Here is a 26816-nt window from a genome sequence, read left to right on the forward strand (position 1 = left end):
GGTCGCGCTGCCCGGTGCTGGACACGCGGCAGACCGATAACTGAAGCCGGGGAAGCCGGGCTGGTGAAAAGTCGTTATCATAAGCGCCTCTTTACCTGCCTTACCACGGACGTCATGACCGACAACGACTATCTGATTGCCTGGGGCCTTTACGCGTTCGCCGCGTTGGGCTGTCTGTTGGTGTGGTTCAAGCTGACCGGCTGGATGTGGCGCTACCTGCGCGAACCCTTGCGCGTGATCGGCGCCGTGCTGTTGTTCTGCCCGACCATCGTCGATCCGGCCAAGGACCAATACGCCCCCGCGCTGGCGATCAGCGTGCTGGATCTGGCACTGAAGGTCGGCAACAACGTCTGGCGCGCCGTGCTCGACCTCTCCACCTACGGCGCCATCGCCCTGGGGCTCTACCTCATCTTCGCCTTGATCCGCTTGCCGTTCCTGCGCAAGAAAAAAGCCCGTCTGGCCCACGCCGAAGCCGCCGCTGCACAGGCCGCCGCCGAGCAAAAGGAACACGACGAGCCTTATGCCGATCAAGGGGCAGGGCGCTTCGCCAGCCAGTCGCCCGCTTCAACGCCAGCACCTGCACCGAGCGGCCGTTATCGCGTCGAACCCAAGCTGTGATCGTGACCGGCGTCTTCCCGGACGCGTGCGTCAACGCACCGAGGCCTGAGCATGTGTGAACTTCTGGGCATGAGTGCCAACGTACCGACGGACATCGTGTTCAGCTTCACCGGGCTGATGCAGCGCGGTGGTCGCACCGGTCCGCACCGCGACGGTTGGGGCATCGGTTTCTACGAAGGCCGCGGCCTGCGCCTGTTTCAGGACCCTGCTGCGAGCAGCGAGTCGGAAGTCGCGCAGCTGGTCCAGCGTTACCCGATCAAGAGCGAAGTGGTCATCGGCCACATTCGTCAGGCCAACGTCGGCAAGGTCTGCCTGTCCAACACCCACCCTTTCGTGCGTGAACTGTGGGGGCGCAACTGGTGTTTCGCCCACAACGGCCAGCTCGCGGATTTCAATCCCGGCGCTACGTTCTATCGGCCGGTGGGCGATACCGACAGCGAAGCGGCGTTCTGCGATCTGCTCAACCGGGTGCGCGAAGCGTTCCCCGAGCCGGTCGAGATCGAGCAACTGCTGCCGACCCTGGTCGAAGCCTGCAACGAATACCGCAGCAAAGGCGTGTTCAATGCGCTGCTCAGTGATGGCGACTGGCTGTTTTGCTACTGTTCGACCAAGCTGGTGCACATCACCCGCCGCGCCCCGTTCGGGCCGGCGCGTCTGAAAGACGTCGACGTCATCGTCGATTTCCAGGCGGAAACCACGCCCAACGATGTGGTGACGGTGATTGCCACCGAGCCGCTCACCGAAAACGAGACCTGGAACCGTTACGAGCCGGGTCACTGGAGTCTTTGGCGCCGCGGCGAATGCGTTGCCGAAGGCTCGGCCTGAAAGAGAGGGATCTATGCTGCGCAGCTATATACGACTGGTGTTGTTCACGGCAGGCCTGTTGATAGGCGTGCAGATTCCAGGCTTCATCAGCGATTACAGCAAGCGCGTCGAAGCGCACATGCTGGAAGCGCAGCAAAGCCTGCGCGGCTATAACGAGACCGCCCTGCGGTTCTTCAATGGCGACGTCCAGGCGCTGATCCAGCATTACCGCAGCAGCGACGACCCGGTGTTCCGCACCGACGCCGACAACATCAGCAACCTGCTCACCCGCAATCAGACACTCGACCGCGAATGGCTGGCCCTGCAAGGCCCGTGGTATGCCCGCGCCTGGCATGTGCTGACCGCTGCCGATACCAATATCCGCACTGAGACCTGGAATGGCTACACCTGGCAGGTGCTGCTGTCGCCGGAAGTCATCGGCTGGGGCCTGATGTGCGCGCTGCTGTTCTCGCTGGTCATTGAAAGTATTGTGGTGTTCATTGATTGGGTGTTTGTGGGTCGGCATCACGTGCGACCGGTGGGTCGCGACTGGCGCTGAGGCCCATTGCCGGCATTTGCTTGATTGGGCAGTGGTCTCGCTGACGCCTTCCCGGCTAAAGCCGGTCCCGCTAAAGACCGCGCGTGCCCATTGGGGCTTCCTGACACGCCGCGCACCCAGTGGGACCGGCTTCAGCCAGGAAGGGGCCGTCCCGGTCAGCAAAGATCCCCCGCACCGTTCACTTTTTCTTATCCTTCCCCCGCGCTTTAATTAGTTGGACGCTCGAGCCATCCGCGCCGAAGAATGCTCCCAACGCACAGCCCTGTGTTCCCGCGCTGCCAACCTGACAACCCCGCGCGTACACTCGAGCTTCTCCCCGTTTCGTTCGCACAGGAGTCACGCCATTGAGCCGCCTGTTATTGAATTGTGATATCGGCGAAAGCTACGGCGCCTGGACCATGGGTCTGGACGCCGAGGTCATGCCCTACATCGATTGCGCCAACATCGCCTGCGGCTTTCATGCCGGTGATCCGAGCGTCATGCGCAAAACCGTCGCGCTGGCCCTGGCCAACAATGTCACCATTGGCGCGCACCCGGCTTATCAGGATCTGGTGGGTTTCGGCCGTCGCTCGATGGCCTGTTCTGCGCAAGAGATTCAAGACCTGCTGCATTACCAGATCGGCGCACTCGACGGCGTTTGCCGAGCCCAGGGCGGTCACGTCAGCTACGTCAAACCCCACGGCGCGATGTACAACGACATGATGGCCAACCCGACGCAGTTGCGCGCGGTCATCGAAGCCATCGCCCGTTACAACCCGGAACTGCCGCTGATGCTGCTGGCCATGCGCGACAACTCGTCAGCGCAGGTCATTGCCGATGAATTCGGCGTCACGCTCTGGTTCGAGGCCTTCGCCGATCGCGCCTACGACAGCGTCGGGCGTCTGGTCTCCCGCAATCTGCCGGGAGCTGTGCATCACGATGCAGAGGTCATCATCGCCCAGGCCATGACCTTGTCCCGAGGCGAAGCGTTGATTGCCAGCGATGGCAGCGAGCTGCGACTCACGCCCCACACCCTGTGCGTGCACGGTGACAACGCCAGCTCCATCGACGCGGTCCAGCGCATTCGTCAGGCGTTGAACAGCGCTGATGCCGGACCGTCTGCCCTGTGAAGCTGCGCATCGAAGTCGTCGCCATCGATTGCCTGATGGTCCGCCTGTTCGACGCCATCGACGAGGCCAACATGCCGTGGATGCTCGCTGCGACGTTGCGTCTGCGTGAGGGTTTCGCTGCGCATTTAATTGATCTGGTGCCGTCCTACACCACGCTGATGGTGCATTACGATCTGTTGGCGCTGAGTCCGACACAGGCTCGGGCAATCATTACCGAGGCGCTGACCGACCTTGCACCCGACTCCACCCAAAGCGGTCGGCAGCATGTGTTGCCGGTCTGGTACGACTTAAGCGTCGGGCCCGAGTTAAGCCTGTTGTCCGGGCGCAGCGGTTTGTCGGTGGACGAGGTGATTCGCCGCCACAGCCAGCGCGAGTATCAAGTCTTCGCGCTGGGCTTCGCACCGGGGTTCGCGTTCATGGGGCTGGTGGAAGAAGTCCTCGCCGCGCCGCGCATCAAGACACCTCGCAAGCGCGTGGCGGCGGGAAGCGTCGGCATCGCCGAGCGGCAAACTGCGGCCTATCCGCTGGAGTCGCCCGGCGGCTGGAACATCCTCGGGCGCACCCCAGCCAAACTCTTTGATCGCGAAATCGACGGTTACAGCCTGATGCAGCCCGGCGATACCGTGCGGTTTGCCGCTGTTGATCACGCCGAGTTCATGCGTCTGGGCGGCGACGACACGCCGCTGGAGGGCCTGGCATGAGCGCGCTCACGGTAAAAAGCAGCACGCCGCTGTGCCTGTTGCAGGACACGGGACGTTTTGGCGTAAGACACCTCGGCGTTACCCAAGGCGGGGCGCTGGATTGGGTGTCGATGTCGTGGGCCAACACACTGTTGAATAACCCGCTGGACGCTGCCGTTGTCGAAGTGACCCTGGGCGGTCTGACGCTGCTGGCCGAATCCGACTGCTGCCTGGCGCTGGCCGGTGCGGATCTGAACGCCGTGCTCGACGAACGACCGATTGCGCCGTGGCGCAGCTTCTTCGTTCGCAAAGGTCAGCAACTACGTTTTACCCGGCCTATCACGGGTGCTCGCGCGTATCTCGCCGCGCCCGGCGGATTTGCGGCAGTCGATGTGCTCGGCAGCTGCGCCACCGTCACGCGCGAAGGGCTGGGCGGGCTCGAAGGAAGCGGTAAAGCGCTGGCTGAAGGCGATCAACTGACTTATTCAGGGGCGTCGTTTGAGCTGCACGCGCTTCCCGATCACCTCATCCCCGACTTTTCCGATCAGCGTCCGCTGGACGTGGTGCTGGGCGCGCAGATCGGCCAGTTCAGCGGCCTGAGTCTATTCGATGCGTTCAACAGCGACTGGACCCTCGACAGCCGTGCCGATCGCATGGGCATGCGCTTGCTCGGGCCGGAACTGGTTTACCAGGGCAAACCGATGATCTCCGAAGGCATTCCGCTGGGCGCGATTCAGGTCCCGCCGGATGGTCAGCCGATCGTCCTGCTCAACGACCGCCAGACCATCGGTGGTTATCCGAGGCTCGGCGCGCTGACGCCGCTGTCACTGGCCCGGCTGGCGCAGCAACTGCCGGGGAGTGTGGTGCGGATGAAAGCGGTGGTGCAGGAGGTAGCGCATCGGGAGCAGGTGGGGATTTTGCAATCGCTCGCGGGTTGTTTGGCGCTGTAGCTTATGTCCTACGTAGTTATCAGAAATTCTGGTCAGGATTAAGAGGTCACTATTTTCGAGCGAGGGTCGTTAAGCACTTCATGTGTTCTTGATATGAGGTGCAGATATGGACCTGACATTGGTCGTCAATCAAAATCACTCTTCCCCGCGGGGTGTTGAGACTACTAACGACACGATAAAACGGGAGGTGCTACTCGATTCCGGAACAGAGCAGACGCAGGCTGCAGTGCTCAAGGCCCCTGCACCGGACGTTGAATATCATGAAGTCAAGCTTGATGGAGCGCTGAGACCGTCTGGTGATGGCGGTGTTTTCTTTAGGTCCCTGAGTCCTTGGGAGTTTCGCGAACAGGTAAAGCTGGATGCTCGCAGCCGGGCAGCTGAATTGCTGGCGACGGACATGGAAGGCATGCGAGACGCTTTAAAAGCAAAGCTTGAGCATAACAACTCAGAGTTGGCAAGAAAGGCCTTCACCTTTTCCATTGATGAGGCAGGTTTAATTAAACCGGTTGGGTTAGGTTTTGAGCTGGCGCAGCAGGAAGAGAGCGTTCTGTACAGCTTGATGAATGAGGATAAAGCACTCAGTGGAGCGGCACGGGAATACATATTCATTTTGGCAGGAATCGTTCATCGAACGTTGGAAGGGTTGGACGCAAAGTATGCGAGGTTTTTTTCGCCAGCAGGCGGAAAACCCAGTAGCACAGCTTGATCCTACTGGGTTCGGCGGAAGTTATCGAACGGTGGTGGCTGAGCACATTTGCGTTAAGGGCGATGTTTCAAGACCGCCGATATCATTCCCTCTGACAGAGAAACTCCAGTATCCAGTGTTATAGGTGGCCTTCCATTTTAGTCCGCTGTTGAGGGCTTCGGTGAAGGGAGGGGTTGTGTTTCTACCGATGCAATCGTCGAATCTCATATTGCCAGAGATATAACCTGAGGGATCGGTGATGTATTCTTTGATCGTTAATTTGTGGGGTTGGTGCTCATCGGGGTTCAGGACGAGGTGGACCATTGCGCCCTCCACTGGGTGTCCTTTTGAGTCCGTTACCAAAGTTCTCCAGCTCAACGAGTGTCTAAAGAAATGGTCGTGAAAATAGGGTAGAAACCATTGGTAATCTCCAGAGAGTACAGTTCTTTTCCTGTCGATATAAGGCGCTGAGCCGAACTCCACCACATAACTGTCGCCAGTCTCCATAGTCATGCCAAGAGATCTGGAAATTCTCATTAGAACTTTCTGGTTGGGTGGCAGCTCCGAGGATATGAAGCTGTGCTTGGCCGGTACCTGAATCCAATCTTTATCAATTTTGTACTCGACGTTCCAATCCGGTCCCTCGGCTCTAGTGGGTAAGTTGTAAATCATAACCCTCTGCCCGCGAGCAGCTGTGAAGCTATAGTGCACTTTTTCATTCTCGTTATTGGTTCTGCCAAACACGCGCGTTAGTTTGTCGGGTAGCTCCATGATTTTAGGTTCGGCGGCTTTTAAAATTTCTACAGGTGGTTCGCCACTCATTGCTGTAATGAGATCGCTCATCTCAAGGTTGAGCGGCTTATTTTGTTCCGCACCAAAAAATCCCATTGCACCTGCTGGTCCGCTGCTGAAGCCGATGAATGTCAACATCATTGCCATGTGCAGGGCAGTTGTTTTGGATGTATTGTTCTTCATTGTCAATTCCATTTATTGTTTTCTAAATATCAAACAGCCGTAATCGCCGGAATGTTTTCCGTTTAGTACAGTGGCTAACTCGCTTTGTTAGGCTGCGATGATCAGTTAATTCTTAACTGATGAAATGACGTAATCAGCTACCTGCAGTCCATGTCAATGCCGAGGATGTAAAAACATATACGTTCTCATTCGGTGAGAGCGTATATGTGCGCGATGCGGCCTATGACTCGATGAAGGCCTTCAGCCTGATGTACCGCACAATCCGGTTTCACGACGACTGCGCCGCCGATCGCGGGACGAGCCACGCTCTTACGGTCTCAGCATCACTTCGCCAGATACCGCATCCCTTCCTCCAGCCCCCGCAGGGTCAGCGGGTACATCTGGTCTTCGATCAAGTCCCGCACGATGTTGGTGGAGGTGGTGTAGGCCCAGGCGTCTTTGGGGTACGGATTGATCCAGATGATCTTCTTGAATTTGGCCATGAAGCGCTGCATCCAGACATAGCCTGCTTCTTCGTTCCAGTGCTCGACGCTGCCGCCCGGTTGGGTGATTTCGTAGGGCGCCATGGCGGCGTCTCCGATGAAGATCACTTTGTAATCCGCGCCGTATTTATGCAGCAGGTCCTGAGTGGCGGTGCGCTCGGAGGTGCGGCGCTGGTTGTTCTTCCACACCGATTCGTAAACGAAGTTGTGGAAGTAGAAATACTCCATGTGCTTGAACTCGGTCTTGCAGGCCGAGAACAGTTCTTCGCAGATCTTCACATGGGCGTCCATCGAGCCGCCGATGTCGAACAGCAGCAACAGCTTGATGGTGTTGCGGCGTTCCGGGCGCATCTGGATGTTCAGCAGGCCGGCGTCGCGGGCGGTGTGGTCGATCGTGCCATCGATGTCCAGTTCGTCTGCCGCACCCTGGCGTGCGAATTTGCGCAGGCGCCGCAGGGCCACTTTAATATTGCGCGTGCCCAACTCAACCCCATCATCAAGGTTCTTGTACTCGCGCTGATCCCAGACCTTCGCGGCCTTGCCCTGACGCTGGCCGGCGTCGCCCACCCGAATTCCCTCGGGGTTGTAACCGCCCGAGCCGAACGGGCTGGTGCCGCCGGTGCCGATCCATTTATTGCCGCCGGCGTGGCGCTCCTTTTGCTCTTCCAGACGCTTCTTGAATTCTTCAATCAGCTTGTCCAGGCCGCCCAGGGACTGGATCTGCGCGCGCTCTTCAGCGGTCAGCGAGCGCTCGAATTCCTTGCGCAGCCAGTCTTCGGGGATCAACGCCTGCAGGTGATCGTCGAGCTTTTCCAGGCCATTGAAGTACGCGCCGAACGCCCGGTCGAACTTGTCGAAATGGCGCTCGTCCTTCACCAGAATCGTGCGCGACAGGTAATAGAACTCGTCCATGTCAGCGAACGTCACACGCTGCTTCAGCGCGTTGATGAGGTCGAGCAGTTCACGCAACGAAACCGGCACTTTGGCAGCGCGCATTTCGTTGAACAGGTTGAGCAACATAGTCGGCGTCCCGCGCTTGATCTAAATAAGCTTGACCAAAAAGGCTCAGCGATTGCCGCGACGGCTCATGAACGCCAGACGCTCTAACAGCTGCACGTCCTGCTCGTTCTTGACCAGCGCGCCGGCCAGCGGCGGGATGGCTTTGGTGGGGTCGCGCTCGCGCAGTACCGCTTCGCCGATGTTGTCGGCCATCAGTAATTTGAGCCAGTCCACCAGTTCGGAGGTCGAGGGTTTTTTCTTCAGGCCCGGGACTTTGCGCACATCGAAGAACACGTCCAGTGCTTCGCTGACCAGGTCCTTCTTGATGTTCGGGTAATGCACGTCGACGATCTTCTGCAGCGTGGCGCGATCGGGAAACGCGATGTAGTGAAAGAAGCAGCGGCGCAGAAACGCGTCCGGCAGCTCTTTTTCGTTGTTGGACGTAATGATGATGATCGGGCGCTTTTTGGCTTTGATCGTCTCGTCGATCTCGTAAACGTAGAACTCCATTTTGTCGAGTTCTTGCAGCAGGTCGTTGGGGAATTCGATGTCCGCCTTGTCGATCTCGTCGATCAACAGAATCACCCGCTCTTCGGATTCAAAGGCTTCCCAGAGCTTGCCCTTCTTCAGGTAATTACGAACGTCGTGGACTTTGTCGACGCCCAGTTGCGAGTCGCGCAGGCGGCTGACCGCGTCGTACTCGTAGAGGCCTTGGTGCGCCTTGGTGGTCGATTTGATGTGCCAGGTGATCAGCCGGGCGCCGAAGGATTCGGCAAGTTGCTCGGCGAGCATGGTCTTGCCGGTGCCGGGCTCGCCCTTGACCAGCAGCGGGCGCTCCAGGGTGATGGCGGCATTGACCGCAAGCTTCAGATCGTCGGTGGCGACGTAGGCGTGGGTGCCTTCGAATTTCATCGGGTAAATCCTCGAACAGCGCGAACAGGCCGTAGGCCTTAACCGCGCAAGATAGGGCGCAAAGAGTGCAGCGACTATACCGCGCACCCCGCGCCACTGTGAACGCAGACGCTTTATTCAGTATCTGAATGGGGCGTCACGACCTGACCGGCTAAAAATTGTAACGACCGTTGAGGTATCGCCAAAATAGCGATACCTTGCAGCGCATGTCTACTAAATACAGATTCAGGGACAAATACTGGATTCAACTGCGGGAAAAGGATCACCTGCCGCCTCACGTGCACCTCACCGGTGGCGGGCTGGATGTGTTGATCTGTCTGCAGTTGGTTGAACCCATGCTCGGCCACGCCCCGGCCGCCGTACTCAGGGAGGCGCTCGAATGGGTAAGGGCCCACCAAACAGAACTGCTGGAGGAATGGAAACGATGGCATCCATGAAACGTCCACGCCTCAAGACCGTAGAGGCGCTGGCTCACCAAAAATTGGCGCTGACATTTATCAACGACGTGAAATACGTTCTCGACCTGAGCAGCGACATCGCTGCATTTCCGGGGCTGCAACCGCTCAAGGATCCGAACGTGTTCAAGCAGGCGCAGATCGGCGACGACGGCTGGACCGTCGAGTGGTCCGAGCCCGACATCCAGATCGGCGCCGACACCCTTTACCTGGATGCCAAGGCCCAGGCCGCTACCGACGAGAACACGCGGATATTCATCGGCTGGCGTGCGCGCACCGGCTTGCCGCTGGCCATGGCGGCTGAAGCGCTGGGCGTCAGCACGCGCAGCATCACCCGCTACACCAACGGCAGCGAGGCGGCACCGCGCACCCTGGCGCTGGCGTGTCTGGGATGGGATGCGTTGCAGAGTCAGCCAGAGAACGGCGTGTTGCTGGCCGAGAAGCGTGCGGCCTATGGTGTTGGCACAGGAAGCGGTGTAGACGAGGCGAGCGGCGCCAACAAAGGCACCGGTGAAGATGACCAGTGAGCCAGGACGGCGTAGTGTCAACGATGATCCATCCGACACAACGCTCGCGATCTGGCTCCATTTACGTAGGAAATGGCCGGCTTACTTCGCCTCACTTTTGCCGCTGTCGTAGCGCGTGTTGAACGCCTTTATGAACGCATTGCGCAGGATCTGCAAAAACGCCTCGAACGCATTGATGTCCTGTTTGTGAACACTGCCGCTGAGTTCGACGCGGGTGGCAAACTGGTTTTTCCCTTGGTTCTTGAGCACTGTTTCGCTGCCGCCGACCACGGCTTCCCAGATCGATCGGAAGAAGCCTTTGTTCTGGTTCTCGACGTCCTGCTGCCAATCAAATACATCCACATTGCGCAGCAGCGGTTTGATGTAGCCACTGAGTTGGCCATTGGTGGCCTGGGCTTCGATGACCACATCGCCGTCGCCTGCGTTGAAGTCGAATTTGCCGTACGCAGAGGCGAAGTCGTTCAGGCGCTTGAGCTGAATGCCGGTCGCGCGCAGCTTGAAGTCAAAGTCCTCCAGGCTGAACGGGTCGAACGTCGCGGTGCTTTCCAGTGGCGCGTGGCCCAGCAGCATGGCCTTGCCCTCGAAACGGGCATCGCGCTTGCCGGCCTTGTCTTCGACGTTGGTCAGGTTATAGATGCTGGCGTTGATGTTGTCGGCATCGATTTTTACCTTCGGCGTCGAGTTGAAATTGCTGAACGTGATCTTGCCGTCCTGAATGCGCATCTCGTTGAGGGTGATCGGCAGCAGCTTGTCCAGCTGAGCGCGCCAGTCAGTGCCCGCACCGGTCTGGGACTGGCGCTTGTCCGGGCCACCGTCGACGAAGTTGAGTTCAGGACTGACAAATGCGACCTCGGCGACCACGGCATGGTCGTACCACAGCGAGTGCCAGCTGACAGCGAGGTCGATGACCGGCGCATTCAGCAGCGGGACGGGCACCTTGCCGTCGACCTTGACGATTTTCAGGCCATTGATGCGGTACGCCCCGCGCCACAGGGCCAGGTCCACATCGGTGACCTGACCGCGGTAGTCGCCCATGTCGGCGAGTTTTTCATTGAGGTAATTGCGCACCACGTAGGGCAGCGCGATGTGGACTGCGATCAGCAACACCACCAAGCCAACAATTGTCCATAACGGCCAGCTGTAACGACGTTTCATGTCTCCACCCTCCAGTGACGTAGTTTTGTTGACTGCTGGCGATGTGATCGGTTCGCTTCGACTGGACGTTGCACCGGCTCAAGGCATAGGCTTTGAGCTTTTCCAAACCTGCACAAGGACCCGGTCATGAGCCGTATTTACGCAGATAACGCCCATTCCATCGGCAACACGCCACTGGTGCAGATCAACCGAATCGCGCCGCGCGGGGTCACTATCCTGGCCAAGATCGAGGGGCGTAATCCGGGGTACTCCGTCAAGTGCCGGATCGGCGCGAACATGATCTGGGACGCCGAAAGCAGCGGCAAACTCAAGCCTGGCATGACCATCGTCGAACCCACTTCTGGCAACACCGGCATCGGCCTGGCCTTTGTTGCCGCAGCCCGTGGCTACAAGCTGACCCTGACCATGCCGGCCTCCATGAGTATAGAGCGGCGCAAAGTGCTCAAGGCCCTGGGCGCCGAACTGGTGCTGACCGAGCCGGCGCTGGGCATGAAAGGCTCCATCGCCAAGGCCGAGGAGTTGCTTGCCAGTGACCCCGCCACGTACTTCATGCCGGCGCAGTTCGAGAACCCGGCCAACCCGGCCATTCACGAGAAAACCACCGGCCCGGAAATCTGGAACGACACCGACGGCGCCATCGACGTGCTGGTTGCGGGCGTCGGCACCGGCGGCACGATCACCGGGGTCTCGCGCTACATCAAGCACGCCATGGGCAAGCCGATTATCTCGGTGGCTGTCGAACCCATGGGCTCGCCGATCATCACCCAGGCGATGGCCGGTGAAGAGATCAAACCCAGCCCCCACAAGATTCAGGGCATTGGCGCGGGTTTCATCCCGAAAAACCTCGACCTCTCGATTGTCGACCGCGTCGAACTGGTGAGTGACGAAGAAGCCAAGGCCATGGCCCTGCGCCTGATGCAGGAGGAGGGGATTCTCTGCGGTATTTCCTGTGGCGCCGCCATGCACGCAGCGGTGCGGATGGCCGAGAAGCCGGAAATGCAGGGCAAGACGATCGTGGTGGTGCTGCCGGATTCGGGCGAGCGCTACCTGTCGAGCATGCTCTTCAGCGACCTGTTTACTGAACGTGAGCTGACCCAATAGTCGTGTTGGCGGCTGCTTCGGCCTTTTTACCCGGCGGACTAAGGCTTATGATGGCCGCCATTCGAAACCCGCCGGAAGATTGTCCCAGGTCATCCGGCGGCGGTTTCAGCAGCGTAAGCTTCGGGCCGCGCGGTTCGGCCCTGTTCCAAGGAGAGTTTCATGACCCTTTCTTTTGCTGTCAAAGCGGCGATTCTGCTGCTGTTTGTCGGCAGCACGCTATACGTGCATCTGCGCGGCAAGGCGCGTTTGCCGGTATTGCGCCAGTTCGTGAATCACTCCGCACTGTTCGCCCCGTATAACGCCTTGATGTACCTCTTCTCCAGCGTGCCGTCCAAGCCTTATCTGGACCGCAGCAAGTTTCCCGAGCTCGATGTGCTGCGCGACAACTGGGAAACCATCCGCGATGAAGCCATGCACCTGTTCGACGAAGGCTATATACGTGCCGCCGCCAAGGACAACGACGCGGGTTTCGGGTCGTTCTTCAAGAAAGGCTGGAAGCGTTTTTACCTGAAGTGGTACGACAAACCGCTGCCGTCCGCCGAGGCGCTGTGCCCCAAGACGGTCGAACTGGTCAGCCGCATTCCCAACGTCAAAGGCGCGATGTTCGCCCTGTTGCCCGGTGGCAGTCACTTGAACCCGCACCGCGATCCGTTTGCCGGCTCCTTGCGTTATCACTTGGGCCTGTCGACGCCGAACTCCGACGATTGCCGCATCTTTGTCGACGGTCAGGTCTACGCCTGGCGCGACGGTGACGACGTGATGTTCGATGAAACCTACGTGCACTGGGTCAAGAACGAAACCGACGTCACCCGCGTGATTCTGTTCTGCGACATCGAGCGGCCGCTGAGCAATCGTTTCATGACCGCGGTCAACCGCCGCGTCAGCGCGTTTCTGGGTCGTGCCACAGCGCCGCAGAACACCGATGATGAGCGCGTTGGCGGGATCAATCAGGCCTATGCGTTCAGCAAGCGCTTCAGCAACAGCTTCAGCGGCAAGGTCAAGCAGTTCAAGCGCGCCAACCCCAAGGCCTATCGCATCCTGCGTCCGGTGCTGGCAGTGATCGTGCTGACGCTGCTGGGCTACTGGCTGTTCGGCTAACACTCGGTTTTATCGAGCGCCGCTGCACCCTGTGCAGCGGCGCTTTTTTTATGCCTGGCGCGAGGGCATAACCGGCAAATAGCACGTCTATTCAATCCTCTCCGGGCCAGTCGGCGGACCCTGCGTTCAGCCCTTTTTGCCCGGAGACGATGTTCATGCGCGCCAGATTCCTGATGCTTTCCGCCACGCTGTTCGGCCTGGCCGGTCCGATGGCGGCCGTGGTTGCACCGACCGTTGCCCTTGCCCAGTCCGCCGCCGTGGCCGTTGCGCCTCAATACGACACCACCCATGTGTACGTCGCGCCTGCGGATGTAGATCGCTTTGTGCAGAGCTTCACCTCGACGTTCGGCGGGCAGAGCACGCCACAGGTGGTGGTCAATGTCTTGCCGGTGCCGAGCAGCACGACGTCCCAGTTGATTCAAACGCCGGTCGGCACGGTGTCGCTGTTCGGATTCAAGACCCCGATCCCGCGTCCATTTGGCGATGAGCGCAACGGCTATCTGGTCAAGGACATGGACCTGGCGATCAAAGAAGCGCGTCAGGCCGGCGCCGACGTCATCGTTTCGGACTTCCCGGACCCCATCGGTCGCGACGCCGTCGTGCAGTGGCCGGGTGGCGTGAACATGCAGCTTTACTGGCACACCAAAGTGCCGAGTTACGCACCGTTCCAGACCATTCCCGAGAACCGCGTCTACGTGTCCAACGACCGGGCTGCTGCGTTTGTGAAAGCGTTTATCGCGTTCTCCCACGGCAAAGTCGTCAGCGACGAGAAGAAAGCGCCGGGCATCGAGATCGGTCGCGCCGATGCCACTTTCCACCGCATTCGCATCGAGTCGCCGTTCGGCAAAATGGTCGTGCTGGCCACCGACGGCCATCTGCCGTATCCGTTCGGCCACGACAACACCGGCTATGAAGTCGCCAACCTGCAGGACACATTGAGCAAAGCGAAGGCGGCGGGGGTGAACGTGATCGTCGAGCCCTTTACCAGCGCAGGACGTACGGCGGCAGTCGTTGAGTTTCCGGGTGGCTACGTCGCTGAAATTCATCAGACCGCTGCGGCCGGTTGACCGATGGCGAGTGCTCGATTCACTTCAGGTTTGAGTGGTCTGTGCCTGGCAATCGCGCTGCCCATGGCCAGCAGCCCGGCCCGTGCTGACGACGCTGAAACCAGGCCAGCGATCAAGACCAATCGCTGGCAGGAGGATTGGTCGGTGCTGGCCAATCCAACCCTCAGGACAGCGCCGCTGGACAGCCTGAAGTACATCTCGCTGTCTTCGGACAACCCCCAGACATACCTGTCGTTGGGCAGCACCCTGCGTGAGCGTTTCGAGATGAACGACGCCAGCGCGTTCGGCACGCGAAATGTCGCCCGGGACCGGTATCTGCTGCAGCGCTTTCAGGTGCACGTCGATCTGCACTTCAACGAGAACTGGCGCGTGTTTACCCAGCTGGAAGACGTGCGCGCCTACGACAAAACCACCCTTGGCGGCGCTGACCAGAATCGCACCGACCTGCGCCTGGCGTTTCTGGAGTACACCAAAAAGCTGGGAGACAATACCTTCAAGGCGCGGGTGGGACGCCAGGATTTCGCCTTCGACTTGCAGCGCTTTATCTCTTCCCGCGACGGGCCGAACGTGCGCCAGTCGTTCGATGCGTTTTGGGCGGACTGGGAAACAGGATTGTGGCGCTTCATCGCGATCGCCAGCCGACCGGTGCAATACCAGGACGAGCGCCACTTCGACGATCGCTCCAACCACGAATTTCGCTTTCACATGCTGCGCGCCGAGCGGCTGGTGGGCGGCAGTAACGAGCTGTCGGCCTACGTCGGGCTGTATGAACGCGACGACGCCAGTTACCTCGATGCCAACGGCGCTGAGCACCGGAATATCTTTGACGCTCGACTGGGCGGCGCGGCCGATGGCTACGACTGGGACCTGGAGGCGATGGGGCAGGCCGGTTCGGTCGGCGCCAAGAGCATTCGCGCCTGGGCGGCGGGCAGTCGCGTGGGCTACACGTTTACCGACGTCAGCTGGACGCCGCGTTTGGGTCTGCAACTGGACGCCGCGTCGGGCGACCGAAACAACGGCGACGGCACGCTGGGCACGTTCAATCCGCTGTTCCCCAATGGCTACTATTTTTCGCTGGGGGGCTACACCGGCTATGCCAACATCCTGCACGTCAAACCGTCGATTACCATCAAGCCGATCGCCAAGCTGAGCATTCAGACGGCCCTCGGCCTGCAATGGCGGGAGACCACCGAAGACGCCGTTTACGTGCAGCCCAACATCGCGGTGGCCGGAACCGCGGGGCAGGGCAGTCGCTGGACCGGCGCTTACGGGCAGGTGCGCACGGACTATGCGTTCACCCCTAATCTGAGCGGCGCGGTCGAGGCGGTGCACTACGACGTCGGCCAGTCAGTGCGCGATGCCGGCGGGCACGACAGCAATTACCTCGGCGTCGAGCTGAAACTGTCCTGGTAGCGCTGCATCAGGGCAATTCACCACGTCGCGTTATGGCATTGCACGAGGCACCGCTGGCTGGTTATAGTCGGCCTCGTTGTTGTAACACTTGGCAACACCGAGTCACTCCTTTCAGAAGATGAGTACGATGCCTGCATCCCGCACCCGGTTCGCTTTATCCGCCACGGCTCGCGCTGTTGCGGAACCGTGCAGCTGCATGCAAATCGCCTTCATCACGCGCTACCCGCCACCCCCATCTGTGAACAGCCCTGTCGTGTGCGCCGTCGCACCGCCAGGCGTCGTTGTGCTCGGCTGACCGACTGCGTCAACGCTGTCGATCAAGGCCTGCAAACGCCCGCAAAACATCCGTGAATCCGGTTCGTGCCGGGTCCGATTTTGTCTGAATCACAGGTGACTCATGTTCGCTAATAAAGCCTTGGCCTCGATGGCCACGACGACGCTTTTCGTCCTGCTCTGGAGCAGCGGCGCGATCGTTTCCAAGTGGGGCCTGACCCACGCTTCACCGTTTGCATTTCTACTGTTCCGTTTTCTGCTGGCGCTTGTGGCGCTGGCGATCCTGATCCCGGCCTTGGGTTACAAGCTTCCCGCCACCCGCGCGTCGATGGGCTTTGCGTTGATGACAGGGGCGGTGCTGCTGGGGGCTTATCAGATCTGCTACCTGCTGGCGCTGGACATGAAAGTCGCGCCCGGCGTCATGGCCACGATCATGGGCGTGCAACCGATACTCACGGCCGTGCTGGTTGAACGCAGCCGCTCGGCGTCACGCATGTCCGGCCTGAGTCTGGGGCTGGCCGGCCTGGTGCTGGTGGTCTGGCAAGGCATCGGCGACGGCGGATCACTGGCCGGCATGGCGTTCGGCGTACTGGGCATGTTGAGCATGACCGGCGGCTCGATCATGCAGAAACGCATCACCGACAACCCCCTCGGCACGTTGCCGGTGCAATACCTCGCGGGGACATTGGTGTGTGCCGTGTTCGTGCCATTTCAGCCCTTTCATTTCGAACACAGCATCGGCTTCTTCGTGCCGGTGCTGTACATGGGGCTGGTGGTGTCGGTGCTGGCGACGTTTCTGCTTTATCGGCTTATCGCCCAAGGCAATCTGGTCAACGTTACCAGCCTGTTTTACCTGGTGCCCGGCGTCACCGCGATCATGGACTACCTGATCTACGGCAACCGCCTCGCGCTGATGAGCATGCTGGGGATGGTGCTGATTGTGGTGGGGTTGGTGTTTGTGTTCAGGAAGGTTGAATAGAACCGTCCACCCCCGCCGCGAATTCGTCGAGCACTGCGGAAGAAAACTGTAGGAGTGAGCTTGCTCGCGATCTGGCGCGCAGCGGCAGCAAACCGGTGCGTGCCGTGTGTCAGGCATTATCGGGGTGTCGGGTTTCACGACTGCTTCGCAGCCGATCGCGAGCAAGCTCACTCCTACAGTGGATCATCGTTCCCATCGTGACGATACCGGCCAGCCTCAACCCAACCGCACATGCCGGCTCAACAACGCCCGCAGCGCTGCGGGCTTCACCGGTTTGGCCAGATACTCAAGGCCGGCGGCGTGTACCTGGGCGATCAGCTCCGGGCGGCCGTCGGCGCTGATGACCACACCGGGGACAGGCTCACCCAGTTGCGTGCGCAGCCAGGCCATCAGTTCGGTGCCGATCTCACCGTGGTCCAGGTGGTAATCCACCAACGCCAGGTGCGGGCGAATGCCGTCGTTGAGCAGGGCCTGGCATTCCTCGCGATTGCGCGCCGTCCAGACCTGACACCCCCAGCGGCTGAGCAGGCTGTTCATGCCAATCAGGATGCTGTCTTCGTTGTCGACGCAGAGGATTTGCGTACCGTTGAGCGCAGCACGCGAAGGTTCGCTCGGCGCAACGGCCGGTATCGGCGATGCAGGCGCCAGCGGCACCGTGACGCTGAACACGCTGCCCTGGCCCGGCCATGAACGCACTTCCAACGAATGACCGAGCACGCGACACAGACCGTCGGCAATCGCCAGCCCCAAACCCAAGCCCTTTTCGGCGCGGGTCTGATGGCTGTCCAGCCGCTTGAACTCCTCGAAAATCACCTGCCGCTTGTCCTCGGGAATACCCGGCCCACGGTCCCAGACTTCCAGGCTCAGCTGCCCGCTTCTGCGCCGCACCCCCAGCAAAATAGGCCCCTTGGCGTAACGAAACGCATTGGTCAGGAAGTTCTGCAGCACCCGCCGCAGCAGCTTGGCATCGCTGGCCACGCGCAACGTGCTGCCGCGCACGCGGAAGTCCAGACCCTGCTCCTGAGCGAGGGCCTTGAATTCAGCGCCGAGGGTTTCAAACAGATTGTTCAGTGCGAACGGCGTGATGGTCGGCGTGAACTTGCCGTTCTCCAGCCGCGAAATATCCAGCAGGTCGCTGATCAAGTCTTCGGCCGAACGCAGCGAGCTGTCCAGATGCTGGATCAGCTGTTTCGCCTCCGCGGGCACGTTGTCGTCGTTGTGCAGCAGGGCGGCGGAGAACAAACGCGCCGCGTTCATGGGCTGCATCAGGTCATGGCTGACGGCGGCGAGAAAGCGCGTTTTCGACTGATTGGCGGCTTCCGCATGGGCCTTGGCTTCGCTCAGCGCCGTGTTCAGCTGCGACAGCTCCCGCGTCCGTTCAGCCACGCGTTGTTCGAGGCTTTCGTTGGCGCCCTTGAGCGCATGCTCGGCCTCGCGGAACGCGGTGATGTCAGTGAAGCTCATGACGAAGCCGCCGCCGGGCATCGGGTTGCCGATCAGCTCGATCACCTGCCCATTGGGAAACAACCGCTCGGACGTATGCGCGCGGCCCTGACGCATCCAGTGCAGGCGCCGGGCGACATGCACTTCGGCCTCGCCGGGGCCGAGCAAACCGCGCTCGGCGTTGTAACGGATGATGTCGGCGATGGGCCGCCCCACGCTAATCAGGCCTTCCGGGTAATTGAACAGCTCCAGATAGCGTGCGTTCCAGGCCACCAGGCGCAGGGATTGATCCACCACGCTGATGCCCTGAGTGATGTTCTCGATGGCGCCTTGCAGCAGCGCGCGATTGAACTGAAGCACCTCGGAGGCTTCGTCGGCGATGCGCACCACGTCTTCGAGCTGCATGTCGCGGCCTTCAATCGCCGCCTTGACCACCGCCCGCGTCGACGACGTGCCCAGCACCCCTGCCAGCAAGCGTTCGGTGTGGGCGATCCATTCGCCGTTGGCGTTCTGGTTGGGGTTGAAACCTTTACCCTGCCGGTAGGCGAAGCGGATGAAGCTCTGTTGCGCCCGCTCTTCGCCGACGAAACGCGCCGAGAGCTTGAGCAGGTCTTCGATCTGCACCGCCAGCAGCGAGCGATTGTTGGGCCGAGCCTGCAATTCCTGGCCGATGAAACGGCCCGCCTGCCAGTGTTCGGACACCCGCGTTCGCGACAGCAGCGAGACCCACACAAACAACGCCAGGTTGCCCAGCATCGACAGCACCACGCCCTGGGTCAGCGGGCTGATCGGCAGATTGAACGGGTTGCTGTGCAGCCACGCCAGCAGCGGAAAACTGCTCAGCGACCAGCCCATGCTGTGGGCAATGATCGGCAGCACCAGGGTGTAAAACCAGATGAACACCCCGGCGGCAAGCCCGGCGAACACCCCGCGACGATTGGCCGGCTTCCAGTACAGCGCGCCGATCATCGCCGGCATCAACTGCGTGATGGCGGCGAAGGCGATCTGGCCGATGGTCGCCAGACTGGCAGTCGAGCCCAGCAGCCGGTAGCTGACGTAGGCGAGCAACAGAATGACCACGATGCTGACCCGGCGCACCGAGAGCATCCAGTGGCGGAACACCTCGAACGGGCGCTCGGCGGTTTTGCGCCGCAGCAGCCACGGCAGCAGCATGTCGTTGGAAACCATGGTCGACAGTGCAACGCTGGCGACGATGACCATCCCGGTGGCCGCCGAAGCCCCGCCGATGAACGCCAGCATGGCCAGCGCCGGGTGCGCGTGGGCCAATGGCACGCTGATCACGAACGAGTCAGGCAGAACCGAGGCGGGCAGCAGCATCTGCCCGGCCAGGGCAATCGGCACCACGAACACGGCTGCTAGCAACAGGTACGCCGGGAACACCCATTTCGCCAGGCGCAAATCCTGTGGCTCGATGTTCTCCACAACGGTGACGTGAAACTGCCGGGGCAGGCAGATGATCGCCATCATGGCGACGCCGGTCTGCACTACCATCGATGGCCAGTTGACCGTTTCTTTCCAGTACTCCTCCAGACGCGGTGCGAGCATGGCCTGGTTGAACAGGTCGTCCACGCCGTCGTACAGGCCGAAGGTCACGAACGCGCCGACGGCCATGAAGGCGAACAGCTTCACCAGCGACTCGAAGGCAATCGCCAGGACCATGCCGCGGTGGTGCTCGGTGGCGTCGAGGTTGCGGGTGCCGAAGACGATGGTGAACAGCGCCAGCACCAGCGACACGATCAGCGCAGTGTCCTGGGCGCGAGTCCCCGTGGCGTCGGCGCCGGCACCGATCAGAATGTTCACCCCCAGCACGATGCCTTTGAGTTGCAGCGCGATGTAGGGCAGCACGCCGATCAGGCAGATCAGCGCGACCACGACGGCGAGGGTCTGCGACTTGCCGTAGCGGGCGGCGATGAAGTCGGCAATGGAAGTGATGTTTTCCTGTTTGCTGATCAGCACCATTTTCTGGAGCACCCAAGGCGCCAGCAGCATCAGCAGAATCGGCCCGAGGTAGATCGGCAAAAACGACCACAATTGCTCGGCGGCCTGGCCGACCGAGCCGAAAAACGTCCAGCTGGTGCAGTAAACCGCCAGCGACAGGCTGTACACCCAAGCGCGCAGGCGCGGCGGCAGTGGGGTGCTGCGACGGTCACCGTAGAAGGCGATGGCGAACATGATGGCCATATAGGCCAGGGCGACGGCAGCGATCAGCCCGCTGGACAGCGACATGGGAACTCCGGAGGCAAGCGGCTAGCGGTTTCGGTGGCGATCCCTCGCCGGCCGGACAGTCTCGCACGCCGCGTAGGGTTCGTCTGTTACGACCAAGGTCTGAGCGGCGCGGTGTCGCAGGAGTGCGATGAATCCCATGCCCGGTCCATATCGGGGAAATCTATGATGCATAGCGAAATTACCCGCTTAGTCGATATCAGCTGCCGTCCTACTATGGGGACCACCTCACACGAGGACAGGAGCTCGCCATGACCCACGCCATGTTCATCCCGCAAAGACCCTTAAGCCAATTGAGTCACCCTCGGGAAGTCATCCGCCAATTCACCCCCAACTGGTTCGCCGCGACCATGGGCACCGGGATTCTGTCGGCCGTGCTGACACAGCTTCCGCTGGCCATCCCCGGCTTGTTCAAGCTGGCCGAAGCCTTGTGGATGCTCAACATCGTGCTGTTCCTTACCTTCAGCACCCTCTATATCGCCCGCTGGGTGATGTTTTTCGACGAGGCGCGGCGGGTGTTCGGGCATTCCACGGTGTCGATGTTTTTCGGCACGATTCCCATGGGCCTGGCGACGCTCATCAACGGGCTGCTGACTTTCGGCCTGCCGCGATGGGGCGACGCCGTGCTGCCGATGGCCGAGATGTTGTGGTGGCTGGACGTGGCGATGTCCCTGGCCTGCGGCGTGGTCATCCCGTTTTTGATGTTCACCCGCCAGGAACACCGTATCGATCAGATGACCGCCGTCTGGCTTCTGCCGCTGGTGGCCTGCGAAGTGGCGGCGGTGAGCGGCGGGCTGCTGGCGCCGCATCTGGCCGACAGCCACAGCCAGTTCAGCGTGCTCATCACCAGCTACGTGCTGTGGGCGATGTCGGTGCCGGTGGCGTTCAGCATCCTGACCATCCTGTTGCTGCGCATGGCCCTGCACAAATTGCCACACGAAAACATGGCTGCGTCGAGCTGGCTGGCCCTCGGGCCGATTAGCACCGGCGCGTTCGGTTTAATTGTGCTGGGCGCCGATTCGCCGCCGATCTTCAACGCCAACGGCTTGCCCGGCGTCGGCGAAATCGCCTCGGGTCTTGGCCTGATCGGCGGCGTGATCTTGTGGGGTGTCGGCGTGTGGTGGTGCCTGATGGCGCTGCTGATCACCGCACGTTACCTGCGCAATGGCATCCCGTTCAACCTGGGCTGGTGGGGTTTTACCTTTCCGCTGGGCGTGTTCGCGCTGACCACCCTGAAGCTGGGCGCGGTGCTTCATCTTATGTTCTTTGCGGTTCTCGGCAGCGTGCTGGTCGCCGCGCTGAGTGTCCTGTGGCTGTTGATCATGAAGCGCACCGTGACCGGCGCCTACAAAGGCGAGCTGTTCGTTTCGCCCTGCATCGCCGGTTTACGTACGCTCTAACGGGTTATGCGTTGGAGCGCGTGCTCGACTTTGCCGCCGGTGTCGTCTTCAATGTGGCCCGGAACCGCCGTTCGGCGTTCCCATCCGAAAGCCGATACCGGCGCCACTCAGGACCAGGGAAGATGAGTCAGTCGCAGTTCAGTTTGTTGGGTAAGCGGCGCTTTCTGCCGTTTTTCGTGACCCAGTCCCTCGGGGCGTTCAACGACAACATCTTCAAGCAGTCGCTGATCCTCGCCATCCTCTACAAGCTGAGCATCGACGGCGACCGCTCCATCTACGTCAACCTCTGCGCCTTGCTGTTCATCCTGCCGTTCTTTCTATTCTCGGCGCTGGCCGGGCAGTTCGGCGAGAAATACCCCAAGGACAAGCTGATCCGCATGATCAAGGTCCTGGAGATCGTGATCATGGTCGTGGGGGCCACGGGTTTTCTCTTTAATCACCTGTCACTGATGCTGGCGGCGCTGTTCGCCATGGGCACCCACTCGGCGCTGTTCGGGCCGGTGAAGTACTCGATCCTGCCCCAGCACCTGCATGAGAACGAACTGGTGGGCGGCAACGGCCTGGTGGAAATGGGCACGTTTATGGCGATCCTGGCCGGCACCATCGGCGCCGGGGTGATGATGTCGGCGACCCATTACGCCCCCATCGTGGCGGCAGCCATGGTCTCGGTGGCGTGCCTGGGTTATCTCGCCAGCCGAGGCATTCCGCCAGCAGCGGCCGCGTCGCCGGACATGCGCCTGAACTGGAACATCTTCAGCGAATCCTGGGCCACCCTGAAACTCGGCCTGGGGCAGACCAAAGCGGTGTCGCGTTCCATCGTCGGCAATTCGTGGTTCTGGTTCGTCGGCGCGATTTATCTGACGCAGATCCCGGCCTACGCGAAGGACTTTCTGTATGGCGATGAAACCGTCGTCACCCTGATTTTGACGGTGTTCTCCATCGGCATCGCCGCCGGCTCCATGCTCTGCGAGCGACTGTCAGGCCGCAAAGTGGAGATTGGCCTGGTGCCGTTCGGCTCCATGGGCCTGACCGTGTTCGGCTTGTTGCTGTGGTGGCATTCCGGTGATTTCCCGCAGAACGTGCAGGCCAATAACTGGCTGGCGATTCTGGGGTACGGGCAGGCGTGGTGGGTGTTGCTGGACATCCTCGGCATCGGCGTCTTCGGCGGGTTTTACATCGTGCCGCTGTACGCGCTGATCCAGTCGCGGACGCCGGAGAAAGAGCGCTCGCGGGTCATCGCGTCCAACAACATCCTCAATGCGCTGTTCATGGTGGTCTCGGCGATTGTCTCGATCGTCCTGTTGAGCGTGGCGAAGCTGTCGATCCCGCAGCTGTTCCTCGTCGTGTCGCTGATGAACATCGCGGTTAACACTTACATCTTCAAAATCGTGCCCGAGTTCACCATGCGCTTCATGATCTGGCTGCTCAGCCATTCCATGTACCGGGTGGAGCATCGCGACCTCGACCTGATCCCTGATGAGGGCGCGGCGTTGCTGGTCTGCAACCATGTCTCGTTCGTCGATGCGCTGTTGATTGCCGGGTCTGTGCGCCGGCCTATCCGCTTCGTCATGTACTACAAAATCTTCAATCTGCCGGTGCTGAATTTCGTGTTCCGCACGGCGGGCGCCATCCCGATTGCCGGTATCAAAGAGGACAAGGGAGTGTTCGACAGCGCGTTCGAACGCATCGCCCATTACCTTAAGGAGGGCGAGCTGGTGTGCATCTTTCCGGAAGGTAAGCTGACCACGGACGGCGAGATCGACACCTTTAAGAGTGGCATGACCCGGGTCTTGCAGGAGACTGATGTGCCGGTGATTCCAATGGCATTGCAGGGGTTGTGGGGCAGCTTTTTCAGCCGGGACCCGAACAAGGGCGTGTTCCGCAGGCTTTGGTCGCGAGTGACCTTGGTGGCCGGGCCGGCGTTGACGGGAGAGGAATCGCAACCGGCGCTGGTGCGTGAGCGGGTGGCGCAGTTGCGGGGGGCGGTGCGCTAAGGCGAGTGCCAGCGCGTTAATAAGAACCCCGATATTTCTGGTGTCAAAATAACTTGTGGGAGTGAGCTTGCTCACGAAGACGGTATTCCTGCCGCAGAAAAATGAGCGGATGTACCGGCCTCTTCGTGAGCAAGCTCACTCCCACATGGATCGCATCTGCTGGACGACCGGGTATCTCCCACAAAGAGCAAGCCAGTTGCGCGGCCGGTCAACCCACAATCGGCTTCTCTTCCGCAACCACCGCATCCGGCGTCATCTTGCGGAAGTACGTCGAAAGCAACGCGCCCGAAATGTTGTGCCAGACGCTGAACAGCGCGCTCGGCACCGCCGCCAGTGGCGAAAAGTGCGCAGCGGCCAGCGCGGCGCCGAGGCCTGAGTTCTGCATGCCGACTTCCAGGGACAGCGATTTGCGCTGAGCCAGTGGCAACTTGAACAGCTTGCCGGTGAAGTAACCCAGCAGAAAACCGAAGCTGTTGTGCAGGATCACCACGGCCATGATCAACAGGCCCGACTCGGCAATCTTCGCCTGACTCGCCGCCACCACCGCGCAGACGATCATCACGATGCTCACCACCGACACCAGCGGCAGCACGTCGACGGCAAAACTCACCTTGGCGCCGAGTAAACGTTGAGCGATGACGCCGAGCACGATCGGCAGCATCACCAGCTGCAGGATCGACCAGAACATTTCCATGAAGGACACCGGCAGCCACGCCGAGGCCAGCAGCCAGATCAGCGCCGGAGTCAGCAGCGGGGCGAGGAGGGTGGTGACGGCGGCGATGGCCACCGACAGCGCCAGATCGCCCTTGGCCAGCCAGGTCATGACGTTGGACGACGTGCCGCTCGGGCAGCAGCCGACCAGAATCACGCCCACGGCGATTTCCGGCGGCAGGTGAAACAGCTGGCAAAGCAGCCAGGCCACGCCTGGCATGATCACGAAATGCGCGACCACCCCCAGAGCCACGCGCCAGGGATGGCGCACGACTTCAGAAAAATCATCAAGCTTGAGGGTCAGGCCCATGCCGAACATCACCAGCCCCAGCAACGGCACGATGTACGACTTGAGGCCGATGAACCAGGACGGGAACAGGAACGCCAGCACGGCGAACAGCAGCACCCAGTACGCGAAGGTATTACCGACAAAACGACTCAACGCAGCCAGGGCACGCATGGCCTGCTCCTTTCTTATTGGTATGAATGAACCCGGAAACGGAAGGAGCCAGCAAGCCGGCTCCTGCGCCGTAGGCGAAATCAGATCCCCTGGGGAATCTCTTCGCCGCCCAGTGCTTCCATCAGCTCCGGCAGGAACTCGCCGAATGTCAGCATCATCAGGGTGAAGCTGGCGTCCTGCTGACCCAGCGCATCGTCGCCGCCGTTCTGCTCGGCTTCATCCTGCAGCAGGTCTTCGAACTTCAGGCGTTTGATACCGAGCTTGTCGTCCAGCACGAACGACAGCTTGTCCTGCCACGCCAGCGACAGCTGAGTGACGACTTTGCCGGTGCTCAGGTGCAGCTGGATTTCGTCGCTGGTGAGGTCCTGACGTTTGCATTTCACAATGCCGCCATCTTCGTGGGTGTCGCGCAGTTCGCACTCGTCCAGTACGAAGAAGTGCTCGGCGGTCTGGCTGGTCTTGACCCATTCGGTCATCACAGCGGTTGGCGCGGTCTTGACGGTCACGGGACGTACCGGCAGCGAGCCGACCACTTCACGCAGGGTCGACAGCAGGTCTTCGGCGCGCTTGGGGCTGGAAGCGTTGACCAGAATCACGCCTTGCTTGGGGGCGATGGCGGCGAAAGTGGCCGAGCGGCGGATAAACGCGCGGGGCAGGAAGGCCTGGATGATTTCATCCTTGAGCTGGTCGCGTTCCTTCTTGTAGACCTTGCGCATCTGCTCGGTCTCGATCTCTTCGACTTTTTCTTTCAATGCATCGTTGACCACGCTGCCGGGCAGGATGCGTTCTTCCTTGCGCGCCGAGATGAGCATGAAATCACCGCTGACGTGCACCAGTGGCGCGTCTTCGCCCTTGCCGAACGGGGCGATGAAACCGTAAGTGGTCAACTCCTGGCTGGCACAGGCACGTGCAGGCTTGGTCGCCAACGCGGTTTCCAGCGCCTCGGCGTCAAATGGCAGGTCCTGGGTCAGGCGATAGACAAGCAGGTTTTTGAACCACATGGGGTACATCTCTCCTTTATACAAAGGGGGGCATTATTCGCTGCTGTGACCCTGCGGCCAACCCTGATGTAAGCCTTTGGAAGGATTATAAAATTATTTCAAAAAGTGCTTGCCAGCTTTTTGATCGCTCCGTAGAATGCGCGCCACACCGAAGCGAAGGGTGATTAGCTCAGCTGGGAGAGCGTCTGCCTTACAAGCAGAATGTCGGCGGTTCGATCCCGTCATCACCCACCATTCGTTTCAAGTGTTACGCGCAGCGGTAGTTCAGTCGGTTAGAATACCGGCCTGTCACGCCGGGGGTCGCGGGTTCGAGTCCCGTCCGCTGCGCCATATTGAGTTACGAGGCCCTTGAACTCCTCGTAACGACAAAGAGAGCGACCTTAGGGTCGCTTTTTTTGTGCCTGCGATTTGGTGGGGGCGGCTGATCTGAAGTGACCAGTGTCCACACTGGCCTCTTCCCGGCTGAAGCCGGTCCCACTAAAAGCAATGCGTGCACACCGTAGGACCGGCTTCAGCCGGGAAGCTTTTGATCTGCTTTTGTTCTTCCTACACAAAAAGTCCAGACACCGGCAATCGCGACTTGGGTGCAGGCTGAACGCAGGTCTCGCGGAGTGGGCCGAGCCGCATGGATGCGGCGAGAGCGCCGTCAGGACATGGATGTCCGTTCGGCGCGGGCCCACGGAGCGAGACCGGAGTGAAGGAACCCCGACGCAGGAGGGGCC

The 26816-nt window shown here is 60.6% G+C and carries 23 protein-coding genes and 2 tRNA genes; 18 read left to right on the forward strand and 7 right to left on the reverse strand.

Annotation, left to right across the window (positions count from 1 at the left end; all coding sequences use genetic code 11):
- Nucleotides 1-114 precede the first annotated feature (114 nt).
- From ABEH28_RS13695 to ABEH28_RS13725, 7 genes are all read left to right on the forward strand, one after another.
- Nucleotides 115-618: an MFS transporter gene (locus ABEH28_RS13695; RefSeq protein ID WP_244655828.1), complete on the forward strand. Its 504-nt coding sequence runs from the start codon at nt 115-117 to the stop codon at nt 616-618.
- 51 nt (nt 619-669) lie between these two features.
- The gene (locus ABEH28_RS13700) at nt 670-1443 is read left to right on the forward strand and encodes a class II glutamine amidotransferase (protein ID WP_192170911.1); all 774 of its coding nucleotides are present in this window, start codon (nt 670-672) and stop codon (nt 1441-1443) included.
- A 13-nt stretch (nt 1444-1456) separates the two neighbouring features.
- On the forward strand, nt 1457-1981 hold the full coding sequence (locus tag ABEH28_RS13705; RefSeq protein WP_192170912.1) for a DUF2937 family protein: 525 nt from the start codon (nt 1457-1459) through the stop codon (nt 1979-1981).
- A 344-nt stretch (nt 1982-2325) separates the two neighbouring features.
- Complete coding sequence (locus ABEH28_RS13710) at nt 2326-3090, forward strand: 5-oxoprolinase subunit PxpA (protein ID WP_192170913.1); 765 nt, start codon at nt 2326-2328, stop codon at nt 3088-3090.
- Entirely contained in the window at nt 3087-3791 is a 705-nt protein-coding gene (locus tag ABEH28_RS13715; protein ID WP_346630218.1) for an allophanate hydrolase subunit 1, read from the forward strand. The genes ABEH28_RS13710 and ABEH28_RS13715 overlap by 4 nt, the downstream gene beginning before the upstream one ends.
- Nucleotides 3788-4720, forward strand: coding sequence for a biotin-dependent carboxyltransferase family protein (locus tag ABEH28_RS13720; protein WP_192170915.1), 933 nt, complete (start codon nt 3788-3790; stop codon nt 4718-4720). The genes ABEH28_RS13715 and ABEH28_RS13720 overlap by 4 nt, the downstream gene beginning before the upstream one ends.
- 106 nt (nt 4721-4826) lie before the next feature.
- Nucleotides 4827-5426 carry a hypothetical protein gene (locus ABEH28_RS13725; RefSeq protein WP_192170916.1) on the forward strand — a complete coding sequence of 200 codons (600 nt, stop codon included), beginning with the start codon at nt 4827-4829 and terminating at the stop codon, nt 5424-5426.
- Nucleotides 5427-5447: 21 nt separating this feature from the next.
- Here ABEH28_RS13725 and ABEH28_RS13730 read toward each other — a convergent pair whose 3' ends face one another.
- The 3 genes from ABEH28_RS13730 to ABEH28_RS13740 all read right to left on the reverse strand — a co-directional run bounded on the left by ABEH28_RS13730 (nt 5448) and on the right by ABEH28_RS13740 (nt 8773).
- On the reverse strand, nt 5448-6380 hold the full coding sequence (locus ABEH28_RS13730; RefSeq protein ID WP_346630219.1) for a hypothetical protein: 933 nt from the start codon (nt 6378-6380) through the stop codon (nt 5448-5450).
- Nucleotides 6381-6703: 323 nt separating this feature from the next.
- On the reverse strand, nt 6704-7882 hold the full coding sequence (locus tag ABEH28_RS13735; RefSeq protein WP_122537461.1) for a VWA domain-containing protein: 1179 nt from the start codon (nt 7880-7882) through the stop codon (nt 6704-6706).
- Nucleotides 7883-7927: 45 nt separating this feature from the next.
- Complete coding sequence (locus tag ABEH28_RS13740) at nt 7928-8773, reverse strand: MoxR family ATPase (RefSeq protein WP_192170919.1); 846 nt, start codon at nt 8771-8773, stop codon at nt 7928-7930.
- A 206-nt stretch (nt 8774-8979) separates the two neighbouring features.
- Between ABEH28_RS13740 and ABEH28_RS13745 the strand changes: the two genes are divergently transcribed.
- Both ABEH28_RS13745 and ABEH28_RS13750 read left to right on the forward strand, forming a co-directional pair.
- Entirely contained in the window at nt 8980-9210 is a 231-nt protein-coding gene (locus tag ABEH28_RS13745) for a DUF4160 domain-containing protein (protein WP_192170920.1), read from the forward strand.
- Nucleotides 9207-9755: a DUF2442 domain-containing protein gene (locus tag ABEH28_RS13750; RefSeq protein ID WP_192170921.1), complete on the forward strand. Its 549-nt coding sequence runs from the start codon at nt 9207-9209 to the stop codon at nt 9753-9755. Before ABEH28_RS13745 ends, ABEH28_RS13750 begins: the two co-directional genes overlap by 4 nt.
- 81 nt (nt 9756-9836) lie before the next feature.
- Here ABEH28_RS13750 and ABEH28_RS13755 read toward each other — a convergent pair whose 3' ends face one another.
- Nucleotides 9837-10910 carry a DUF748 domain-containing protein gene (locus tag ABEH28_RS13755; RefSeq protein ID WP_192170922.1) on the reverse strand — a complete coding sequence of 358 codons (1074 nt, stop codon included), beginning with the start codon at nt 10908-10910 and terminating at the stop codon, nt 9837-9839.
- A gap of 126 nt (nt 10911-11036) precedes the next feature.
- Between ABEH28_RS13755 and cysK the strand changes: the two genes are divergently transcribed.
- The 5 genes from cysK (at nt 11037) to ABEH28_RS13780 (ending at nt 16841) form a co-directional block, all read left to right on the forward strand.
- Entirely contained in the window at nt 11037-12011 is a 975-nt protein-coding gene (cysK, locus tag ABEH28_RS13760) for a cysteine synthase A (RefSeq protein WP_346625481.1), read from the forward strand.
- A 159-nt stretch (nt 12012-12170) separates the two neighbouring features.
- Nucleotides 12171-13109 (forward strand): aspartyl/asparaginyl beta-hydroxylase domain-containing protein, encoded by a 939-nt coding sequence (locus ABEH28_RS13765; RefSeq protein WP_133773082.1) that lies wholly within the window; start codon nt 12171-12173, stop codon nt 13107-13109.
- A 209-nt stretch (nt 13110-13318) separates the two neighbouring features.
- Nucleotides 13319-14176 (forward strand): glyoxalase, encoded by an 858-nt coding sequence (locus ABEH28_RS13770; protein ID WP_346630236.1) that lies wholly within the window; start codon nt 13319-13321, stop codon nt 14174-14176.
- A gap of 63 nt (nt 14177-14239) precedes the next feature.
- Nucleotides 14240-15589, forward strand: coding sequence for an alginate export family protein (locus ABEH28_RS13775; protein ID WP_346630237.1), 1350 nt, complete (start codon nt 14240-14242; stop codon nt 15587-15589).
- A 397-nt stretch (nt 15590-15986) separates the two neighbouring features.
- Nucleotides 15987-16841, forward strand: coding sequence for a DMT family transporter (locus ABEH28_RS13780; RefSeq protein ID WP_346630220.1), 855 nt, complete (start codon nt 15987-15989; stop codon nt 16839-16841).
- A 216-nt stretch (nt 16842-17057) separates the two neighbouring features.
- On the opposite strand, the gene ABEH28_RS13785 is transcribed toward ABEH28_RS13780, so the two are convergent.
- A complete protein-coding gene (locus ABEH28_RS13785; RefSeq protein WP_346630221.1) occupies nt 17058-20531 on the reverse strand; it encodes a NahK/ErcS family hybrid sensor histidine kinase/response regulator in 3474 nt (1157 codons plus the stop codon).
- A 248-nt stretch (nt 20532-20779) separates the two neighbouring features.
- Here ABEH28_RS13785 and ABEH28_RS13790 point away from each other — a divergent pair, with 248 nt between their 5' ends.
- Nucleotides 20780-21928, forward strand: coding sequence for a TDT family transporter (locus tag ABEH28_RS13790; RefSeq protein WP_346630222.1), 1149 nt, complete (start codon nt 20780-20782; stop codon nt 21926-21928).
- Nucleotides 21929-22050: 122 nt separating this feature from the next.
- Entirely contained in the window at nt 22051-23922 is a 1872-nt protein-coding gene (locus tag ABEH28_RS13795; RefSeq protein ID WP_346630223.1) for an MFS transporter, read from the forward strand.
- Nucleotides 23923-24130: 208 nt separating this feature from the next.
- Here ABEH28_RS13795 and ABEH28_RS13800 read toward each other — a convergent pair whose 3' ends face one another.
- Nucleotides 24131-25093, reverse strand: coding sequence for a bile acid:sodium symporter family protein (locus ABEH28_RS13800; RefSeq protein WP_122623088.1), 963 nt, complete (start codon nt 25091-25093; stop codon nt 24131-24133).
- Nucleotides 25094-25173: 80 nt separating this feature from the next.
- Nucleotides 25174-26094: a recombination-associated protein RdgC gene (gene rdgC, locus ABEH28_RS13805; RefSeq protein ID WP_122537474.1), complete on the reverse strand. Its 921-nt coding sequence runs from the start codon at nt 26092-26094 to the stop codon at nt 25174-25176.
- Between the two features lie 158 nt (nt 26095-26252).
- On the opposite strand from rdgC, the gene ABEH28_RS13810 reads away from it, so the two are divergent.
- A tRNA-Val gene (locus ABEH28_RS13810) sits at nt 26253-26328 on the forward strand.
- Nucleotides 26329-26347: 19 nt separating this feature from the next.
- A tRNA-Asp gene (locus ABEH28_RS13815) sits at nt 26348-26424 on the forward strand.
- Nucleotides 26425-26816: the final 392 nt, after the last annotated feature.

The organism is Pseudomonas sp. Ps21-P2, from assembly GCF_039672565.1.
Classification (GTDB): domain Bacteria; phylum Pseudomonadota; class Gammaproteobacteria; order Pseudomonadales; family Pseudomonadaceae; genus Aquipseudomonas.

Coding starts and splice junctions, on each gene's coding strand:
- ABEH28_RS13695 (WP_244655828.1), top strand. CDS start 115: ATGACCGACAACGACTATCTGATTGCCTGGGGCCTTTACGCGTTCGCC.
- ABEH28_RS13700 (WP_192170911.1), top strand. CDS start 670: ATGTGTGAACTTCTGGGCATGAGTGCCAACGTACCGACGGACATCGTG.
- ABEH28_RS13705 (WP_192170912.1), top strand. CDS start 1,457: ATGCTGCGCAGCTATATACGACTGGTGTTGTTCACGGCAGGCCTGTTG.
- ABEH28_RS13720 (WP_192170915.1), top strand. CDS start 3,788: ATGAGCGCGCTCACGGTAAAAAGCAGCACGCCGCTGTGCCTGTTGCAG.
- ABEH28_RS13725 (WP_192170916.1), top strand. CDS start 4,827: ATGGACCTGACATTGGTCGTCAATCAAAATCACTCTTCCCCGCGGGGT.
- ABEH28_RS13730 (WP_346630219.1), bottom strand. CDS start 6,380: ATGAAGAACAATACATCCAAAACAACTGCCCTGCACATGGCAATGATG.
- ABEH28_RS13735 (WP_122537461.1), bottom strand. CDS start 7,882: ATGTTGCTCAACCTGTTCAACGAAATGCGCGCTGCCAAAGTGCCGGTT.
- ABEH28_RS13740 (WP_192170919.1), bottom strand. CDS start 8,773: ATGAAATTCGAAGGCACCCACGCCTACGTCGCCACCGACGATCTGAAG.
- ABEH28_RS13745 (WP_192170920.1), top strand. CDS start 8,980: ATGTCTACTAAATACAGATTCAGGGACAAATACTGGATTCAACTGCGG.
- ABEH28_RS13750 (WP_192170921.1), top strand. CDS start 9,207: ATGAAACGTCCACGCCTCAAGACCGTAGAGGCGCTGGCTCACCAAAAA.
- ABEH28_RS13755 (WP_192170922.1), bottom strand. CDS start 10,910: ATGAAACGTCGTTACAGCTGGCCGTTATGGACAATTGTTGGCTTGGTG.
- cysK (WP_346625481.1), top strand. CDS start 11,037: ATGAGCCGTATTTACGCAGATAACGCCCATTCCATCGGCAACACGCCA.
- ABEH28_RS13765 (WP_133773082.1), top strand. CDS start 12,171: ATGACCCTTTCTTTTGCTGTCAAAGCGGCGATTCTGCTGCTGTTTGTC.
- ABEH28_RS13770 (WP_346630236.1), top strand. CDS start 13,319: ATGGCGGCCGTGGTTGCACCGACCGTTGCCCTTGCCCAGTCCGCCGCC.
- ABEH28_RS13775 (WP_346630237.1), top strand. CDS start 14,240: ATGGCCAGCAGCCCGGCCCGTGCTGACGACGCTGAAACCAGGCCAGCG.
- ABEH28_RS13780 (WP_346630220.1), top strand. CDS start 15,987: ATGTTCGCTAATAAAGCCTTGGCCTCGATGGCCACGACGACGCTTTTC.
- ABEH28_RS13785 (WP_346630221.1), bottom strand. CDS start 20,531: ATGTCGCTGTCCAGCGGGCTGATCGCTGCCGTCGCCCTGGCCTATATG.
- ABEH28_RS13790 (WP_346630222.1), top strand. CDS start 20,780: ATGACCCACGCCATGTTCATCCCGCAAAGACCCTTAAGCCAATTGAGT.
- ABEH28_RS13795 (WP_346630223.1), top strand. CDS start 22,051: ATGAGTCAGTCGCAGTTCAGTTTGTTGGGTAAGCGGCGCTTTCTGCCG.
- ABEH28_RS13800 (WP_122623088.1), bottom strand. CDS start 25,093: ATGCGTGCCCTGGCTGCGTTGAGTCGTTTTGTCGGTAATACCTTCGCG.
- rdgC (WP_122537474.1), bottom strand. CDS start 26,094: ATGTGGTTCAAAAACCTGCTTGTCTATCGCCTGACCCAGGACCTGCCA.